The 18621-nt window shown below is 48.1% G+C and carries 10 protein-coding genes; all 10 read left to right on the forward strand.

Features of this window, described 5'->3' with window-relative positions:
* The first annotated feature begins 169 nt into the window (after positions 1-169).
* The 10 genes from T320_RS03055 (at position 170) to T320_RS03100 (ending at position 18522) form a co-directional block, all read left to right on the forward strand.
* A complete protein-coding gene (locus T320_RS03055; RefSeq protein WP_026759988.1) occupies positions 170-1324 on the forward strand; it encodes a glucose-1-phosphate adenylyltransferase in 1155 nt (384 codons plus the stop codon).
* A 47-nt stretch (positions 1325-1371) separates the two neighbouring features.
* Positions 1372-2478: a glucose-1-phosphate adenylyltransferase subunit GlgD gene (gene glgD / locus T320_RS03060; RefSeq protein WP_156032722.1), complete on the forward strand. Its 1107-nt coding sequence runs from the start codon at positions 1372-1374 to the stop codon at positions 2476-2478.
* Positions 2479-2586: 108 nt separating this feature from the next.
* Positions 2587-5061: a glycogen/starch/alpha-glucan phosphorylase gene (locus T320_RS03065; protein WP_037353012.1), complete on the forward strand. Its 2475-nt coding sequence runs from the start codon at positions 2587-2589 to the stop codon at positions 5059-5061.
* Between the two features lie 27 nt (positions 5062-5088).
* Complete coding sequence (gene glgB / locus T320_RS03070) at positions 5089-7269, forward strand: 1,4-alpha-glucan branching protein GlgB (protein WP_037353013.1); 2181 nt, start codon at positions 5089-5091, stop codon at positions 7267-7269.
* Between the two features lie 35 nt (positions 7270-7304).
* Positions 7305-8741, forward strand: a complete 1437-nt coding sequence (gene glgA, locus T320_RS03075) for a glycogen synthase GlgA (protein WP_026759991.1) — start codon at positions 7305-7307, stop codon at positions 8739-8741.
* Between the two features lie 64 nt (positions 8742-8805).
* Complete coding sequence (gene malQ, locus T320_RS03080; RefSeq protein ID WP_037353014.1) at positions 8806-12279, forward strand: 4-alpha-glucanotransferase; 3474 nt, start codon at positions 8806-8808, stop codon at positions 12277-12279.
* Positions 12280-12900: 621 nt separating this feature from the next.
* The gene (gene guaA, locus T320_RS03085; RefSeq protein ID WP_081824763.1) at positions 12901-14433 is read left to right on the forward strand and encodes a glutamine-hydrolyzing GMP synthase; all 1533 of its coding nucleotides are present in this window, start codon (positions 12901-12903) and stop codon (positions 14431-14433) included.
* Between the two features lie 129 nt (positions 14434-14562).
* Complete coding sequence (locus tag T320_RS03090; RefSeq protein ID WP_026759994.1) at positions 14563-14889, forward strand: hypothetical protein; 327 nt, start codon at positions 14563-14565, stop codon at positions 14887-14889.
* A gap of 310 nt (positions 14890-15199) precedes the next feature.
* A complete protein-coding gene (locus T320_RS03095) occupies positions 15200-17044 on the forward strand; it encodes a polysaccharide biosynthesis protein (RefSeq protein ID WP_051608567.1) in 1845 nt (614 codons plus the stop codon).
* 149 nt (positions 17045-17193) lie between these two features.
* The gene (locus T320_RS03100) at positions 17194-18522 is read left to right on the forward strand and encodes a nucleotide sugar dehydrogenase (protein WP_037353016.1); all 1329 of its coding nucleotides are present in this window, start codon (positions 17194-17196) and stop codon (positions 18520-18522) included.
* Positions 18523-18621 lie beyond the last annotated feature (99 nt).

The raw sequence follows: 18621 nt of genomic DNA on the forward strand, positions 1-18621 counted from the left end.
ATAATAGCATGACAAATGTAACAATTTCAATTCTGCTGTAAAAAATAGATAAAAAGCAGGAAAAACTGTATACTAACAGATGAATATCTGTTAAAATATATATAAAAGGTAAACTTTAGTCGAATAAGGGGAGATTATTGTTTACTATGATATCCAAGGGGGATTTTTTATGAGAAAGACAGAATGCTTGGCCATGATCTTGGCCGGTGGTCAGGGCAGCCGCCTCGGCGCGCTAACCAAAAAAATTGCAAAACCGGCTGTACCGTTTGGGGGAAAGTACCGCATTATTGACTTCCCGCTCAGTAACTGCGCGAATTCCGGTATTGACAAGGTTGGTGTTCTTACCCAGTATCGTCCGCTGGAACTGCACAATTACTTAGCTTCCGGCAGTGCCTGGGATTTGGACCAGAAGGATGGCGGTATCTTTATTTTGCCGCCGTATGCTCGTGAAAAAGGTGCTGACTGGTATCAGGGAACGGCAGATGCCATTTACCAGAATCTCAATTTCATCGATTTAGCAGATCCTGAGTATGTTCTCATTCTGTCTGGCGACCACATCTACACGATGGATTATTCTTGGATGCTGGAAGCTCATAAGATGAACAAGGCTGAGGCTACCATCGGCGTTATTGAAGTGCCTTGGGAAGAAGCTCCGCGCTTTGGTATCATGAACACGGACAAGACGGGCCGCATCGAAGAATTCGAAGAAAAGCCGGCTAAACCCAAGAGCAATCTGGCTTCCATGGGTATTTATGTATTCAATAAGAACTTCCTCAAGAAGTATCTGGAAGAAGATGCCAAGGACGAAACCAGCAGCCATGACTTCGGCAAGAACATCATTCCGAAGATGCTGAAGGACAATGCGCGCCTGTACTCTTACGCCTTCGAAGGCTATTGGAAGGATGTGGGCACCATCGAAAGCCTCTGGCAGGCCAACATGGATTTGCTGCAGGATGAACCTCCCTTCGACCTCAAGGGCGAGAAGAAAATCTACTCCTCCAATGCATCCATGCCGCCGCATTACATCGGCCCGGATGCCAAGGTAAAGAACTCTATGATCAGCGAAGGCTCCATGGTTCTCGGTGAAGTGGAAAATTCCGTTATCTTCCCGGGCGTGCGCATCGGCAAGGGCGTAAAGGTAACCAATTCCGTCATCATGCCTTCTACGGTTATCCGTGATGGCGCTGTGGTGGATTACGCTATCCTGGCCCAGAACTGCGAAGTGGCAGCTGGTGCCAAGGTAACCGGTGAGCTGGGTGCTATTACGGTAGTCGCTGAAGGTGAAACCGTCATGGCAGAAGCTAGCGGCAAGCAGGCCGGCTGAGCATTTCCCTATCGATACAGCCTAGATACAGCAAGGAGTGGAAGAAATTGAAAGATGTAATGGGGATTATCAATCTTCAAGAAGATAATAAATTAATTCGTGAACTTACGGATAAGCGAGCAGTGGAATCCATGCCGTTTGCCGGGCGTTACCGGCTGATTGACTTTACGTTGTCCAGCATGGTGAATTCCGGAATTCTGAATGTGGGCGTTATGCTTCCCGATAAGCCGCGTTCTGTGCTTGACCATCTTCGTTCCGGTAAGGATTGGGATTTGGCCCGCCGTCATGACGGCCTGTTCTACCTGCCGTCCCCAAGTGAAGAAGACAGTATCCGCAAGGGCGATTTGAAGAATTTTTATCACAATCTGGATTTCTTCGAACACAGCAGTCAGAAATATGTGCTCTTAACCAGCGGCAGCTTCGTCTATAATGTAGACTTTTCCCAGATGCTGCGCTTCCATCAGAACACCTCGGCGGATATCACGATGGTGTACTACACGGCAAAGGAAGAGCAGCCGGGCCGCAATGTGGTTCTGGAAACAGCAGAAAACGGACTGGTAACGGATTTGGCTGAGAAACCAGCCATTTATGATGACTCCAAGGTAGCGATGAATGTTTATCTCATCGAGAAACGCATTTTTGTTGAATTGGTGCGTTATACCTACGAGCATGGTGGTCAGGATCTCCTGATGGATGGCATCATCCGCCGGGCAAACGAGTATAACATCTATGCCTGCGAGCACGATGGCTACGTAGCCCATGTAGATTCGACTGCTGCGTATTACAAAGCGAATATGGATCTTTTACAGCCGGAGGTTTGGGAAGAGCTCTTTATGGGCAACAATTCCATCTACACCAAGGGCAAGGATGAGGTCCCAGTTCAATATAAGGAGACAGCAAAGGTAAAAAATTCGCTGATTGCTAATGGCTGCGTCATTCGCGGCGAAGTGGAAAACAGCATTTTGTTCCGAGGTGTCACCGTAGGCAAGGGCGTAAAAATCAAGAATTCCATTATCATGCAAAAATGTGATATACAGGATGATTCCTTGGTGGAAAATGTCATCTGCGACAAAAACGTGGTTATCTCGAAGGAGAAATGGCTCAAAGGTGCTAATAATTACCCGCTGATTATCACGAAGAACGTCGTAATCTGATATTAGAGAGGCCGTTGTAACGAGGCAATCTGCCTATAACGGGCATAAGCCAAGTTATGACGGTCTCTTCTTGTGTTGTGTTGAAGCTGAAAAAAGGGAGTGTTTTTTTTGGCAAAAGAAAAGAAAAAAGTTAACGATGCGGAGTTTAAGAAGCTCAAAGAAAAACTAAAGACCCGTTTTATTGCTACCGCCCATATCATGTGGGGCCGTGAGTTGGATGAACTGACGGAAAATGAAATCTATCAGACGGTAGCCGCTACGGCTAAACAGTATATTTCTGAAAACTGGATTAAGACGAACAAGGCTTATATGGAACGTGAAGAGAAACAGATTTACTATTTCTCCATTGAGTTCCTCATGGGCCGTCTGCTGAAATCCAACCTGATTAATTTGGGGCTGGAAGAAGCTATTCGCGACGTATTAGGCGACTTCAAGCTGGATTTGGATAAGATCTACGAAGAAGAACCGGATGCAGGTCTGGGCAACGGCGGTTTGGGCAGACTTGCTGCCTGCTTTATCGATTCCATGGCTGCTCATCATCTGCCGGGACACGGCTGCAGCATCCGCTATCAGTATGGTCTTTTCGAGCAGAAAATCATCAATGGCAACCAGGTTGAGATTCCCGATAACTGGCTCAAGAACGGTTTTGCCTGGGAGTATCGCAAGCCGGATAAGGCCATCGATGTCAAGTTCTACGGCAATGCCTATATGAAGGAAATGCCGGATGGCAGCCTGAAACTCGTGCATGAAGACCCCATGGTGGTTATGGCTGTACCGTATGATGTTCCGGTTGTTGGCTATCATAACAGTACGGTAAACAACCTGCGCCTTTGGAATGCGGAAGTTAACCGCGATTTCTCCGATTACGGTTATCTCACGCAGGAACAGATTCGCCAGAAAAACGATTACCGTAACTTTGTTGAGAGTATTACGCGTTATCTCTACCCGGATGACAGTACCTGGGAAGGCCGTAAGATGCGCCTGATTCAGGAATACTTCATGACTTCTGCTGGCGTGCAGAGTATTGTACGTCATTATGTCAAGACGGGCATGAAGATTCATGACCTCAGCCAGAAAATTGCTATTCATATCAACGATACCCATCCGGCAGTGGCTGTGGCAGAACTTATGCGCATCCTGATTGATGAATACGGTTTGGAGTGGAGCGAGGCCTGGGCTATTACCAAGAACACCATCGCTTACACCAACCATACCATCATGCCGGAAGCTCTCGAAACCTGGCCGGTGGATATGTTCAAGGAACTGCTGCCGCGTGTCTACATGATTATCGAGGAAATCAACCGCCGCCATCTCGAAGATGTACGGGAACGCTATCCGGGCAACGATGCCAAGGTACAGGCCCTGTCCATTCTGGAAAACGGCATGGTGCACATGGCCCGACTGGCTATCGTGGGCGGTCACAGTGTAAACGGTGTAGCCAAGATTCACTCCGACATCCTGAAGGCTTCGACGCTGCATGACTTCTATGAATACAATCCCAAGATGTTCAATAACAAGACCAACGGCATCACGCATCGCCGCTGGCTGATGGGAGCCAATCCGGAACTGGCCGGCCTTATTGATGATACCTTGGGCAGCCGCCGCTGGCACCGCTATCCGGAACAGCTGGATTTGCTCAACGATTATGTAAACGATAAGCCCTTCCTGGCAGAACTGGGGAAAATCAAGCATCTGCGCAAGGAACATTTGGCCAAATATATTCTGGAACATAACCTCATCAAGGTTAATCCGGACAGTATCTTTGATATCCAGGTGAAGCGAATTCATTCCTACAAGCGTCAGCTGATGAATATCCTCCATATCATGTATCAGTACGACCTGCTGAAAAATGATAAGGGCTATGATATGATTCCGACCACCTATATCTTCGGTGGTAAGGCTGCGCCGGGCTACTATATCGCCAAGGAAACCATCCGCCTGATCAATGCAGTGGCGGAAAAGGTCAACAACGACAGATCCATCAAGGATAAGATGAAGATTGTCTTTATCGAAAATTTCGGTGTATCCATTGGTGAAATCGTCTATCCTGCTGCTGATGTCAGCGAACAGATTTCCACGGCTTCCAAGGAAGCTTCCGGTACTGGCAACATGAAGTTTATGATGAATGGTGCCATTACCCTGGGAACCATGGACGGCGCCAACGTCGAAATCCGCGAGGCAGTCGGTGGCGACCATGGCGGCGATGACCACTGCGTCATCTTCGGTTTGCGGGCAGAGGAGGTACTGTCCTATTACATGACGGGTTCCTATTCTGCCTGGGACGAATACAACAGCAATGAAATGGTGCGCTTCGTGATGAACCAGCTCATTGATGGCACCTATGGCGATTTCCGTTCCCTCTATGACTACCTGATTCACGGCAATGATGAATTCTTCATTTTGAAGGACCTGAGCTCTTACGCCTGGGGTCATGAAGAAATCATGCGCCGCTATAAGAACAAGCTGGGCTGGCTGACTTCTTCGGCAATGAATATCGCCAACTCCGGTCAGTTCTCCTCGGATAGAACCATTGACGAATATGCCAACGAAATCTGGCACGTTAAACCCGTGAGAATTTCGTAAGTTTCAGGGGCTAAGGGGGATTAATATTTGAAGACTTCGGATTTAAGCGAGTTTGACCTGTACTTGTTCCATCAGGGCACAAACTATCATGCGTATGAAATGCTGGGGGCGCATTTTGCAAAGCAGGGCAGCAAGAAAGGCATCCGCTTTGCAGTTTGGGCACCCCATGCCAAGTCCGTCAGTGTAGTGGGGGACTTCAACAACTGGGATACCCGGGTAACACCCATGCACAAGATTGGCGATGGGGAAATCTGGGTGGCCTTTGTGGAAAAAATGAAGGAAGGCGAACTTTATAAGTACGCCATTGAACCACAGTGGGGAGGCCCGCATATCATGAAGGCCGACCCATATGGGTTCTATGCGGAAAAGAAGCCGGATACGGCTTCCCGCACCTTTGATATGAACCACTACAAGTGGGGCGATGATGCCTGGAAGGTTCAGAAGAACCGGGAAGCGTCTTACGACCGTCCCATGCTGACTTATGAGGTGCATTTAGGCTCCTGGCGCAGGGGGGAAGATGGGGAATATCTCTCCTACCGGGAGGCTGCTGACCAGCTCATTGATTACGTCAAAGACATGAACTACACCCATATTGAGTTCATGCCCCTTTGTGAGCATCCCTTTGATGGTTCCTGGGGATATCAGGCTACCGGCTATTATGCCGTGACCAGCCGCTATGGCACTCCGGATGACTTCCGTTATCTCGTGGACCGCGCCCATCAGAATGGCATCGGCATCATCATGGATTGGGTGCCGGGACACTTCTGCAAGGACGAGCAGGGGCTGCGCCACTTTGATGGCCAGAACCTCTACGAGTCTGACAATGAGCAGCGGGCGGAGAACTGGGAGTGGGGAACCACCAACTTCGACTACGGCCGCACAGAGGTGCAGAGCTTCCTCATATCCAACGCGATGTTCTGGTTTGAGGAATTCCATATTGACGGCCTGCGCATTGACGCAGTAGCCAATATGCTCTATCTGGACTATGGCCGCAAGGACGGGGAATGGGTGCCCAACAAGTACGGCGATACAGGGAATCTGGAAGCCATGGATTTCCTGCGCAAGCTCAATGAAGCCATCTTCAAATTCCATCCGCAGGCCCTGATGATTGCCGAGGAATCCACATCCTGGCCACTGATTTCCAGACCCGTCTATATGGGCGGTATGGGCTTTAACTACAAGTGGAACATGGGCTGGATGAATGACATGCTGAAGTATGTGAGCCTGGATTCCATTTATCGTAAATGGAATCATGACAAGGTGACCTTCTCCTTCATGTATGCCTTCTCCGAGAACTTTGTCCTGCCCCTGTCCCATGATGAGGTCGTACATGGCAAATGTTCTCTCATCAGTAAGATGCCCGGTGATTACTGGCAGAAATTTGCAGGCTTGCGAGGATTCTTCGGGTACTGGATGGCCCATCCCGGCAAGAAGCTCCTCTTTATGGGCGGTGAGTTCGCTCAGTTTGCCGAGTGGAACTTCGATGACAGTCTGGACTGGCATCTGGTACAGGAATTTGATATGCATAGAAAGATGCAGGCCTATTCCAGGGCGCTCAATAAATTCTATGTAGATACCCGTGCATTTTGGCAGGTTGATTTTGATTGGAATGGCTTCCAGTGGATTGACCCCAACGACAATAACAACAGCATTGTCTCCTTTATCCGCAAGGCGGAGGACAGCAATGACTTTGTTATCTGCATCAGCAACTTTACGCCGGAAGTCCATCAGGATTACCGCATTGGCGTACCGGCCAAGGGCAGCTATATCGAGGTCTTTAACTCCGATGGGGAAGACTTCGGTGGCAGCGGCGTGAAGAATGCAGGGGAAATCCAGAGCCAGGATGTACCCTGGCACAACCGGGAGCAGTCCATTAAGCTGACCATCCCGCCACTTTCCACCATTTATCTGCGCCTCAAGCGGCAGGACGGCTCGAATGCCTCCTTTCCCGAGGTGAATGAACAGGTGGAGGCCAGAGGCTTTGCAGTTGCTGGGGAAAAAGATTCCACAGAAGTTGCAGCCAAGGTGAAAAAAGGGACTGCCAAAAAGACGGCAGCGAAAACAACGACGAAAAAGGCAAGTAAGAAAACCACAGCAGTCAAGGCGCCGAAGGCCAAGGCAACTACCAAGGCCAAGGCAGCATCCAAAACTGCGACTCGCAAGAGGGCGGTCAAAACTCCGCTGGAGGAAGCCGCGGTTAATGCTTAGAAACATACGCTTAAAGGTTAGGGAGGAAATCCGAAATGAAAGTTCTTTATGTAGCATCGGAAGCTGTACCTTTTGTCAAGACGGGTGGCTTGGCTGACGTGGCCGGGTCTTTGCCCAAAGCACTTTTGAAAGAAGACGTGGATATCCGGGTAATCATGCCGAAGTATGGTGCGATTGCCAAGGAATTTGTAGACCAGATGGAACATGTTTATGACGGCGAACTCGAAGTTGCCTGGCGCAGCAAGTATGTCGGTCTGGACAAGCTGGTTTACAACAACGTAACCTATTATTTCGTAGATAATCAGGAGTACTATAATCGAGAAGGCTTCTATGGTTATGACGATGATGCCGAGCGTTTCTCCTTCTTCAGCCGTGCGGTACTCAACCTCCTGCCGGCTATGGACTTCTGGCCCGATGTCATTCACAGCAATGACTGGCATGCAGGTCTCGTGAATGTGTTCCTGAAGCTGGAGCACATGGATGATGAACGCTATCAGAAAATCAAGACGCTGTATACGATTCACAATCTCAAATATCAGGGTGTGTTCCCCAAGAATGTCATGGAGGATGTACTTGGACTTGACTGGAAGTATTTCAACAACGGCGATTTGGAATTCTACGATGCGGTGAACTTCATGAAGGGCGGTATCATTTACGCCGACTATGTATCCACCGTCAGCAAGACCTACGCACAGGAAATTCAGTATGAATACTTCGGTGAGCATCTGGACGGCCTGCTGCGCAGCCGCCGGGATGACCTCTTTGGCATCGTCAACGGCATCGACTATGATGTGTACAATCCGATGACGGATAAGAACCTCTTTGAAACCTACGATGTGGACAGTCAGGACCGCAAGATGGACAACAAGGTTGCCCTGCAGAAGATGCTGGGTCTGCCGGAAGGCCGCCGTACGCCGGTTGTCGCTCTGGTTTCCCGTTTGGTAGCCGCCAAGGGCCTTGACCTCATCGTGCGCATGATGGATGAAATCCTCATGCACGAGGATATCCAGTTCATCGTGCTGGGTACTGGCGACAAGGAATATGAAGACTGGTTCAAGGGTCTGGCATGGCGCTTCCCGCACAAGGTGTCCGGCAACATCAAGTTCTCCAATGAACTGGCACAGCGCATCTATGCCGGTGCGGATATCTTCCTGATGCCTTCCAATTACGAACCCTGCGGTATCGGCCAGATTGTAGCAATGCGCTACGGTACGATTCCTGTAGTACGTGAGACGGGCGGCCTCAAGGATACGGTGCAGCAGTATGATAAGTACACCCAGACGGGTAATGGCTTCGTCTTCAGCGACTACAACGCACATGAGATGATGTATGCGCTGAAGCGTGCCCTGAGTTCCTATGAAAACTACGAAGAATGGAACCATATCGTTCACAACGCTATGGCAACGGACTTCAGCTGGGATAATTCGGCTAAGGAATATAAGAAGCTCTATGAGCAGCTGGCAAATAAATAAGGATTAGGTTGTACGGGGCGGCAAGCATTTGCCGCCCTTAACCGCAAAAAAAGGAGGGGTTAGGTTGCTTGTACGCAATGAAGTTGAACATAACTCCCATAACGTGTACTATCGCAGTCCGATAGGGGCTGCTGAGGCAGGGAGCAAGGTGAGACTGGGGCTGCAGATTAAGTCAAAGCAGCAGATTAATCAGGTATTGCTGCGCCTTTGGCAGGACCAACAAGGGGAGAAACTTTTGCCATTGACCACCAAAGACCCTCAGGAGGCAGAGGTCCGCTATTATTCTCTGGAAGTGGAGATGCCGGCAAAGGGCTGTCTGCTCTGGTATTATTTCATTATTTCCTGCAGTGATGGTACTTGTTATTATGGCAACAATATGGAGCATCTGGGGGGCAGCGGTGGTGTTTATCCCAATGTGCCGCCATCCTATCAGATTACCGTCTACAACAAGGGCGCAAAGACTCCGGACTGGTTCAAGCATGCGGTGATGTACCAGATTTTCCCCGACCGGTTTTATCGTCAGGGAGATAAGCTCATCGAAAAAGAAGGTGCTGTTTACCATGCCAGCTGGACAGATGACCCTTGCTACTACAAGGATCCGGACACCAAGGAAATCGTATCTTACGACTTCTATGGCGGCAATATCGCCGGCATTATGGCCAAGCTCGACTATCTGAAGGAATTGGGCATCAGCGTTATTTACCTTAATCCGGTGTTTGAATCCGAGAGCAATCATCATTATGATACCGGGGATTACCATAAAATTGACCCCATCTTGGGCACGAATGAGGAGTTCCGGGATTTGGTGGAAGTGGCGAAAAAGAAGGGCATCCGCATCATTCTCGATGGTGTGTTCAGCCATACAGGCAGCAACAGCCGGTACTTCAACCGCAAGGGGAAGTATGAAGGTGTAGGTGCTTTTCAGTCAGAAAAATCGCCCTATTATGAATGGTATAATTTCCGCAATTTCCCCTATGAGTACGATTGCTGGTGGAACTTTGACACTTTGCCCAATGTAACGGAAACCAACCCGTCCTATATGGATTTCATTTACCGGAAACCGGACAGCGTGCTCCACCATTGGCTGAAGGAAGGTATTGCGGGCTGGCGTCTGGATGTTATCGATGAATTGCCGGAACCCTTCTCGCAGGGATTCTATGCAGAGCTCAAAAAGTCGGATAAGGATGCCGTGATGATAGGCGAGGTTTGGGAGGATGCTTCCAATAAAATCGCCTATGGAACGCCCCGAAAATATCTTTGCGGTCAGGAAATGGATTCGGCCATGAATTATCCCTTCCGCAAGATTTTGCTGGATTATCTGCTCGGATATGTGACAGCTCATAATACCATGCTGCAGCTGAACAGTCTGCGGGAAAATTATCCGCGGGAAAATTTCTACGCCATGATGAATCTGATTGGCAGCCATGATGTGCAGCGAGCTATTACCCTCTTAGGGGAAACGCCCTATTACGACGGCATGCCGGCCGTTGAACAATGCCGGGCAAAACTCACGCCGGAAATGTACAAGGTGGGCAAGGCCCGTCTCAAGATGGCGGCGCTGTTCCAGATGGCTTATCCCGGTGTCCCATGCATCTATTATGGGGATGAAATCGGCATGGAGGGGTTCAAGGACCCCACGAACCGTCGGCCTTACAAATGGCAGGGCGGCGATGAGGAACTGCGGGAATACTACCGCACCATCATCAAGGCCCGCAATGAACACGATGCCTTACAGACCGGTGAATTGTTGTCCCTGACGGCAGAAGGAGATGTTCTGGCCTTTGCCCGGGTGGTGCGCAGCGGTCATGATGTATTCGGTGCTGATGCGGACAGTGGCGCCTTTATCGCCGTCTTTAACCGCAGCCGCAGTGAATCCCATACCGTCACGCTGGATATCAGCGACTTTGCCGATGGGCAGTTTGCGGATATGGTGGCGGTGGAAGGTGTGAAGGTCGAAAAACTTGTTTCCGTGCGGGGTAAGCTGACGGTGAAAATGCCGCCGCTGACGGCAAGACTGCTCGAATATGAGCCACTGCCCCGGAAATACGAGCGGGGTGCAGGCATCCTGCTGCATCCCACCTGCCTGCCATCTAAGTACGGCATTGGGGATATGGGCAAAGAAGCCTATAAGTTTGTAGACTTTTTGTCAGAAGCCGGACAGAAAGTTTGGCAGATTCTGCCCCTGGGGCCGGTGGGCTTTGGGTACTCACCCTATCAGTCACCCTCGGCCTTTGCGGGAAATCCGCTGCTCATTGATGTGGATGAACTGTTAGAGCAGGGCTGGCTGACACCGGCCGAAGTAAAGATGCCTTATGCCAGCAAATCCTCCTTTATCGACTTTGAGCGGGTTATCTCCTTCAAGCAAAAATGCTTCAAGAAGGCATGGCTGGCTTTCCAGAAGAGCAAAGATGTGGAGATAAAAGGTCAGTTCCAGGCCTTTACCGAGGAAGCTGCCAGCTGGCTGGATGATTATGCTCTCTTTGATGCGGCCAAGAAGGACTTTAAGTATAAGGCTTGGTATGAATGGCCGGAACCCATCAAGAGCCGCGATAAAAAAGCCTTGGCGAAACTGGCTGAGCGGCTGGAGGAGAATGTGGGCTATGCCAAGTTCGTGCAGTTTATCTTCCATAAACAATGGAGCAAGCTTCACGAATATGCAGCCAGCAAGGGCATTAAAATCATGGGAGATATGCCTATCTTCATTTCCCATGACAGTGCGGATGTCTGGGCCAACCAGAAACTCTTTGACTTGAACGAAGATGGCACGGCCAAGACCGTGGCGGGCGTTCCTCCCGATTACTTCAGTGCGAATGGTCAGCTTTGGGGCAATCCTCAGTACGACTGGAAGGCCATGGAGAAGGAAAATTATGCCTGGTGGAAGAAGCGCTTTGAAAATCTGCATCGGCTCGTGGATATCGTGCGTATCGACCATTTCCGGGGCTTCGAGTCCTATTGGGAAGTGGATGGCAAAGCGGAAACGGCCATTAACGGCCATTGGCGTAAGGGCCCCGGCAAGGCATTCTTTGACATCATCCGCAAGGAAGTTCCGGGACTTGAAATCGTGGCGGAGGATTTGGGCATCATCACCGACGAGGTGGAAGCCCTGCGGGAGGAATGTGGCTTCCCGGGCATGAAAGTCCTGCACTTTACCCTGCACTTCAACGAACAGGGGCGGTTGGGCTTTGTGGCTCCGGAAAACAGCATTGTCTATACCGGCACTCACGACAACAATACTACCGTGGGCTGGTACAAGCAGGACATTGATGAAGCCACCCGAGCTGCGGTGGCCGCCCTGCTGAACAAGCCGATGGACAGACCCAAGGAGATTGCCAAAGGGCTGCTGAAATTTGCCTATGCGAGCGAGGCCAGACTGGCCATTGCGCCCATGCAGGATTTGCTCGGACTTGACGAGCGCGGCCGCATGAATACGCCAGGCACCGTAGGACTCAACTGGAAGTGGTGTCTGAAGCCGGATTATTTGCTGGAACTCGAACCGGCAGAACTGAAAGCCATGTGTAAAAAGTATGAACGTTGCTAAGCACGTTTCGCTATTTTGATTGGGACTACCACCAAAGTAGTAGAATGACTCATATTATATACTTTGGTGGTATTGTCCTTGGTAATATTCAATCGTATAATAGCAATTGTCACTTGGGGAAGTGATGACACACATGCCTTTCTTTGTGAAATAAAGTGGGGAAGCTTTACAGGTAAAGGAATTATATGATAAAAGCCGCAGGTTATCGTGCCTGCGGCTTTTCCTTTTTGAGTTTTATATAAAAAAATCCTGCCATGGGGAATGGCAGGTAAAAGTTGGGAATGCTTCACCCGGTTAGGATAAAAGCTCTATATAAAATCAGTACGCTCGCTGTGAGAATAAAAATATTACCGATTAAGGAAACATCCCTATGTCACAACGGTGCTATTATAGCAAGTTCCCAACGTCCAGGCAAGCGAAGAAAATGGGAGGATTAAGGAGAAAGAGGGGAATATAGGCAGATATTCAGCTGTATACAGGAATAAAACAATTTTTTTTAGTTCTTTGTTGAAAATATGCTGACCGCTTTTAATTCGTGTGTCCTTATGATATAATCGTTAAAAAGCTTTATGGACATATAGAAAACAGGAGGAAGATATTTTGAGCAAGCCGGCAAATGAAATGATTTTGGTGTTGGATTTCGGCGGGCAGTACAATCAGCTGATTGCCCGGCGGGTGCGGGAAAACCATGTGTACTGCGAAGTACATCCGCATACCTTGTCTTTGGATGCGATTCGGGAAATGGCACCCAAGGGCATTATCCTCACTGGCGGCCCCAATAGCGTGTATAAGGAAGATTCGGCTACTTGCAGCGAAGAACTCTTTAAGCTGGGCATTCCGGTGCTGGGCATCTGCTATGGTTCCCAGCTGATGGCCCATAAGCTGGGCGGCAAGGTGGATACGGCACCTACCAGCGAATACGGCAAGACGGAAGTCACCATCCAAGAGCAGGCTTCTAAGCTCTTTGCGGGTGTGGATGCCAAGACCATCTGCTGGATGAGCCATACGGATTATATCGCCAGTGCCCCGGCTTCTTTCAAGGTTACGGCAGATACTCCTGTTTGTCCGGTAGCCGCCATGGAAAATGCGGCGGAAAACCTCTACGCCGTGCAGTTCCATCCGGAAGTTATGCATACGGTGCAGGGCCAGACCATGCTCAAGAACTTCGTCTACAATGTCTGCGGCTGTGCCGGTGACTGGAAGATGGATTCCTTCGTGGAAAAGACCATTGCAGAACTCAAGGCAAAAATCGGTGGTGGCAAGGCGCTCTGCGCTCTGTCCGGCGGTGTGGATTCGTCTGTGGCAGCTGTCCTCATGTCCAAGGCCATCGGCAAGCAGTTGACCTGTGTGTTCGTTGACCATGGCCTCTTGCGCAAGGATGAAGGTGACCAGGTAGAGGCAGTGTTTGGTGAAAACGGCCCCTATGATGTGAACTTTATCCGCGTAAATGCTAAGGACCGTTTCTATGCTAAGCTCAAAGGCGTAACGGAGCCGGAAGCCAAGCGCAAGATTATCGGTGAGGAATTTATCCGTGTGTTCGAGGAAGAAGCCAAGAAGATTGGTGCGGTGGACTTCCTCGTGCAGGGCACGATTTATCCGGATGTTATCGAAAGCGGTCTGGGCAAATCCGCGGTGATTAAATCCCATCACAACGTGGGCGGCCTGCCGGACTTTGTGGACTTCAAGGAAATCGTGGAGCCGCTGCGCCTGCTCTTTAAGGACGAAGTGCGCAACGCCGGCCGTGAACTGGGCATTCCCGAATATCTCGTGAGCCGTCAGCCGTTCCCGGGGCCGGGCCTGGGCATCCGCATCATCGGCGAGGTTACGGAAGAAAAGGTCAAAATCGTGCAGGAAGCGGATGCCATCTACCGTGAGGAAGTGGCTAAAGCCGGTGCTGACAAGAATCTGGGCCAGTATTTTGCCGCGCTTACCAATATGCGCTCCGTTGGCGTTATGGGTGACGGTCGTACCTATGATTACGCCATTGCCCTGCGGGCGGTTATGACTTCTGACTTTATGACGGCGGAAAGCGCACAGCTTCCCTGGGAAGTTCTGCAGACGGTTACCACGCGTATCGTCAACGAAGTCAAGGGCGTCAACCGCGTCATGTACGACTGTACGGGCAAGCCGCCTGCAACCATTGAGTTTGAATAAGAATTTTTCTTCGTGCACAACAAATTAAATTTTCATTAAAATTTGTGATTAGCTATTAATTAATCCTGCATTTATACGATAGTATAGATGCAGGATTTTTTTCTGACGTTTGTGGAAAGGAGGATACGCATGAGTATTAATACGATTGCGTCAACCAGCAGCCTCAATTACTGGCAGCAGGAAGCCAAAGCCAGAACCGATTACAATCTGCATTCGGCGGCGGGAACTTTCGGCCAGATTCTGGCTAAGCTGACATCGAGCGAGGCTGCAGCGGATTCCGAAGTGGAAAGTGGTGTGGGGGCAGTGACCCTGACCAAACTGCTGGCGGATGGTTCGCTGGTCATTCTGAAGGTGGAAGGAAACCGTGTGATTTCCGAAGCCAAACTGGATGGCACGAGCGTACTGGAACAGCAGCATCTGCTGGGGAATACGGTTTCAGCCAGTACGACGGCTTGATGCCAAAGGCTGATGAAGGGATTAAGATGCTAGACTCGCTGTGAGGAGATGGCGGGAAAGGGAATTATGGATAAGGGAATATCAAAGAGGTAGCATTTTCATTTTGAAATGAGAATGCTACCTTTTTTGTTTGCGTTTTATTTATAGAATAAGTATTGCGATATACAAATGCAAGTGGTATTATCTTTAGTAGTGCAAATTACAATCAAAAATAGGATAAGCGCTTGTATACACAGAATGTGGTAATAGGAAAGTTAATTTATGCCTATTAAGTGCGGTAGAATGGAAACATAAGGAATGATGGTTAGCCGTGAATATACTACAAAATTATCATGATAAAATTAAATTGATATTGATAGATGCAATTGTCTTTGCAGTAGCGCCTATATTAGCTGTTTTGTTGCGTTTTGAGGGAAAAATGCCAACTAAGGAAATAACAATAGTGCAAGGATGCATTCCTTGGATGGTGTTGATAAGTCTAGCTATTTTTTACATTTATGGTATGTATCACCGTATTTGGCATTATGCTCGTATGCGGGATTTGGTGGCGCTTATCGGTGCAGTCTCCTTATCGCAGATGTTAATTTTTATCATTATTGTCATGACTGACACTTATATGCCTCGTAGTATTCCGATTCTTACTTGGATTCTTACATTGGGAGGTATTGGTGTCAGTCGTTTGATGTTTAAAATTAACATTGACTTTGTTACCGAATACAAAGGTGATCGCCAGAACTTACTGATTGTGGGGGCTGGGGATGCTGGAGCGATGTTAGTGCGGGAACTGGAACAAAATAATGCAGCTACTACCAATATTGTGGGATTCGTAGACGATGATGAGAAGAAAAGAAACGGTCGCTTAGCTGGTTTTCCAATTTTAGGTGCAGTAGATGAGCTGGCTCCAATTGTTCGAGCCAAAGCTGTTGATAAAATAGTTATTGCGATTCCTTCTGCTGACGGAGAAACTATTCGTCATATTGACAATGTCTGTCGATCTACAGGTGCACAAGTATGTATTATGCCTGGTATTTATAGCATGGTAAATGGCGAGCTGGATATGGGGGAAATGCGTGAAATCAGTTTGGAGGATTTATTGCGTCGTGACCCTATTCAGTTGGATTTTGAAAAAATTACTGGCTATATTGCGGGGAAAACAGTCCTTATCACTGGTGCTGGTGGTTCTATTGGTTCAGAAATTGCAAGACAAATAAGCCGGGTCGGTGCCAAAGAGATAATTCTTTTAGGACGAGGAGAAAATAGCATCTACGAAATTCATCAGGAATTGACACGAAGACACCCTGAGCAAAATTATCATACGGTTATTGCTAATATTACGGACAAAGACCGTATGTCAAGGGTTTTTCACCGTTTTCAGCCCCAGGTGGTTTTCCACGCAGCGGCTCACAAGCATGTACCGCTGATGGAGCTTCAACCAGATGAAGCTGTAAGGAATAATGTATTCGGTACGAAAAATGTAGCAGATTTAGCTGATCAAAACCATGCGGAAATATTTGTGTTAATATCCACAGACAAGGCAGTAAATCCCACTAGCGTAATGGGGGCTACTAAACGTACGGCAGAACTTGTAGTGCAGGAGATTAATCAACATAGTGGTACCAAATTTGTCACCGTAAGGTTTGGTAATGTTTTAGGCAGCCGAGGGAGTGTGGTTCCCCTTTTCGAAAAACAAATTGCCCAAGGGGGACCGGTAACAGTTACCCATAGGGACATGACCAGATATTTCATGACTATACCTGAAGCAGTGCAGCTTGTACTCCAAGCTGGTAGTCAGGCTGAAGGTGGGGAAGTATTTCTCTTCGATATGGGGAAGCCAGTAAGAATAAAAGATATGGCTGAAGACCTAATCAGACTGCACGGCTTGGTTCCAGGGAAAGACATTAATATTGTATATACAGGCCTAAGACCTGGTGAAAAACTTTACGAGGAACTACTCACCAGCGAAGAAGGTGCTACTAGTACCAAGCACAAGAAAATCTTTAAAGCGCAAATTCAACCTTTGGATGAGGATGATCTTAAAGAAAGTTTCAACATACTTAAGGAAACTACAGATAAAGCGGTTATTCTTAAAACTCTAAAACACATGATTCCAACATACAAGAGTAAACAATTGGATGAGTTGGAAATAGCAGAGTAGCATAGCTTGAATATGAAACTGAAACTGCTGGGACGACGTGGTTTACGCGGCTAGCAAGACAGCGGATATAGATTTCATTCCACTGTAGAAAATAATCTACAGTGACGTATGGCGAAGCTATGCCTTTTTTAGAAAGTAGGCAATTTATTATGGAATTTAAGGACATTTATACTGGATTAATTGGCGGTAAGGATAAGATTGCTTTAATAGGACTGGGATATGTAGGGATGCCTATTGCTGTTGAATTTGCTAAGCATGTTAAGGTGATAGGCTTTGATATTAATGAAAAGCGAGTAGAAGAATATAAAAACGGTATAGATTCTACTAATGAAATTGGTGAGGCCATTAAAGACAGTACAGTGGAATTTACTGCAGACCCTACTAAACTGTCAGAGGCAAGATTCATAATTGTGGCAGTGCCTACCCCGGTAAAAGAGGATAACTCCCCAGATTTAAGACCGGTTGAGGGGGCTTCCAGAACTGTTGGCCAAAATATTAAGCCAGGTACAGTGGTGGTATTTGAGTCGACAGTTTATCCTGGTGTAACTGAGGATATTTGTGTACCAATAATTGAAAAAGAGTCAGGATTAAAGTGCGGTGTGGATTGGAAAATAGGTTATTCCCCTGAGCGTATAAACCCAGGTGACAGAGTGCATACTCTCACCAACATCCAGAAAATTGTTTCTGGCATGGATGAGGAATCGACCAATGTCATTAAGAAAGTATACGATATTGTTATTAAGGCCGGAACATTCCCAGTGTCTACTATAAAGACTGCTGAAGCAGTTAAGGTTGTGGAAAACAGCCAGCGAGATATCAATATTGCCTTTGTAAATGAAGTGGCCATGATATGTGACAAAATGGGCATTGATACTGCCGAGGTTATTGCCGGGATGAATACCAAGTGGAATGCCCTCGGATTTAAACCAGGTTTGGTTGGCGGTCACTGTATAGGGGTTGATCCATATTATCTCACTAATGCTGCAGAAAAATATGGTTATCATAGCCAGATTATTATAAATGGTCGCAAGGTTAATGACAGCATGGGGGCTTATGTGGCTGATGCCGCCATTAAACAGATGATAGAGGCTGGCATGGCGCCTAAAAAGGCCACTGTGGTTATTTTGGGCATTACTTTTAAGGAGAATTGCCCGGATACTAGAAACAGCAAGGTAGCAGATATTATTAATCGTCTGAAGGAATATGATATCCAGCCTGTTGTGGTTGACAATTGGGCCGATAAGGCCATTGCCAAGCAGGAATATGGTGTGGATTTGGTACCAATGAATGACGTGCCAAAAGCAGACTGTATTATCGTGGCTGTAGGCCACAAGGCGTACAGAAATCTCTCCATGATGCAGCTTAAGGACATGTTTAAGTCTGAGCTACCAGATGAGGAAAAGGTACTTATTGATGTCAAGAGCCTTTATCGTAAGGATGAGTTGGATATTTCTGGTATGAGATACTGGAGATTATAAAAGCCTTACCCTTGAGGGGAAGCACCCAAGGGTACTAGGAGCATAGCTCCGTCGGTGTCAACGAAGTTGACGGATGAGGTGTAAAGGAGTCTAAACATA

The organism is Selenomonas sp. FC4001, from assembly GCF_000701565.1.
GTDB classification, from domain to species: domain Bacteria; phylum Bacillota; class Negativicutes; order Selenomonadales; family Selenomonadaceae; genus Selenomonas_A; species Selenomonas_A ruminantium_B.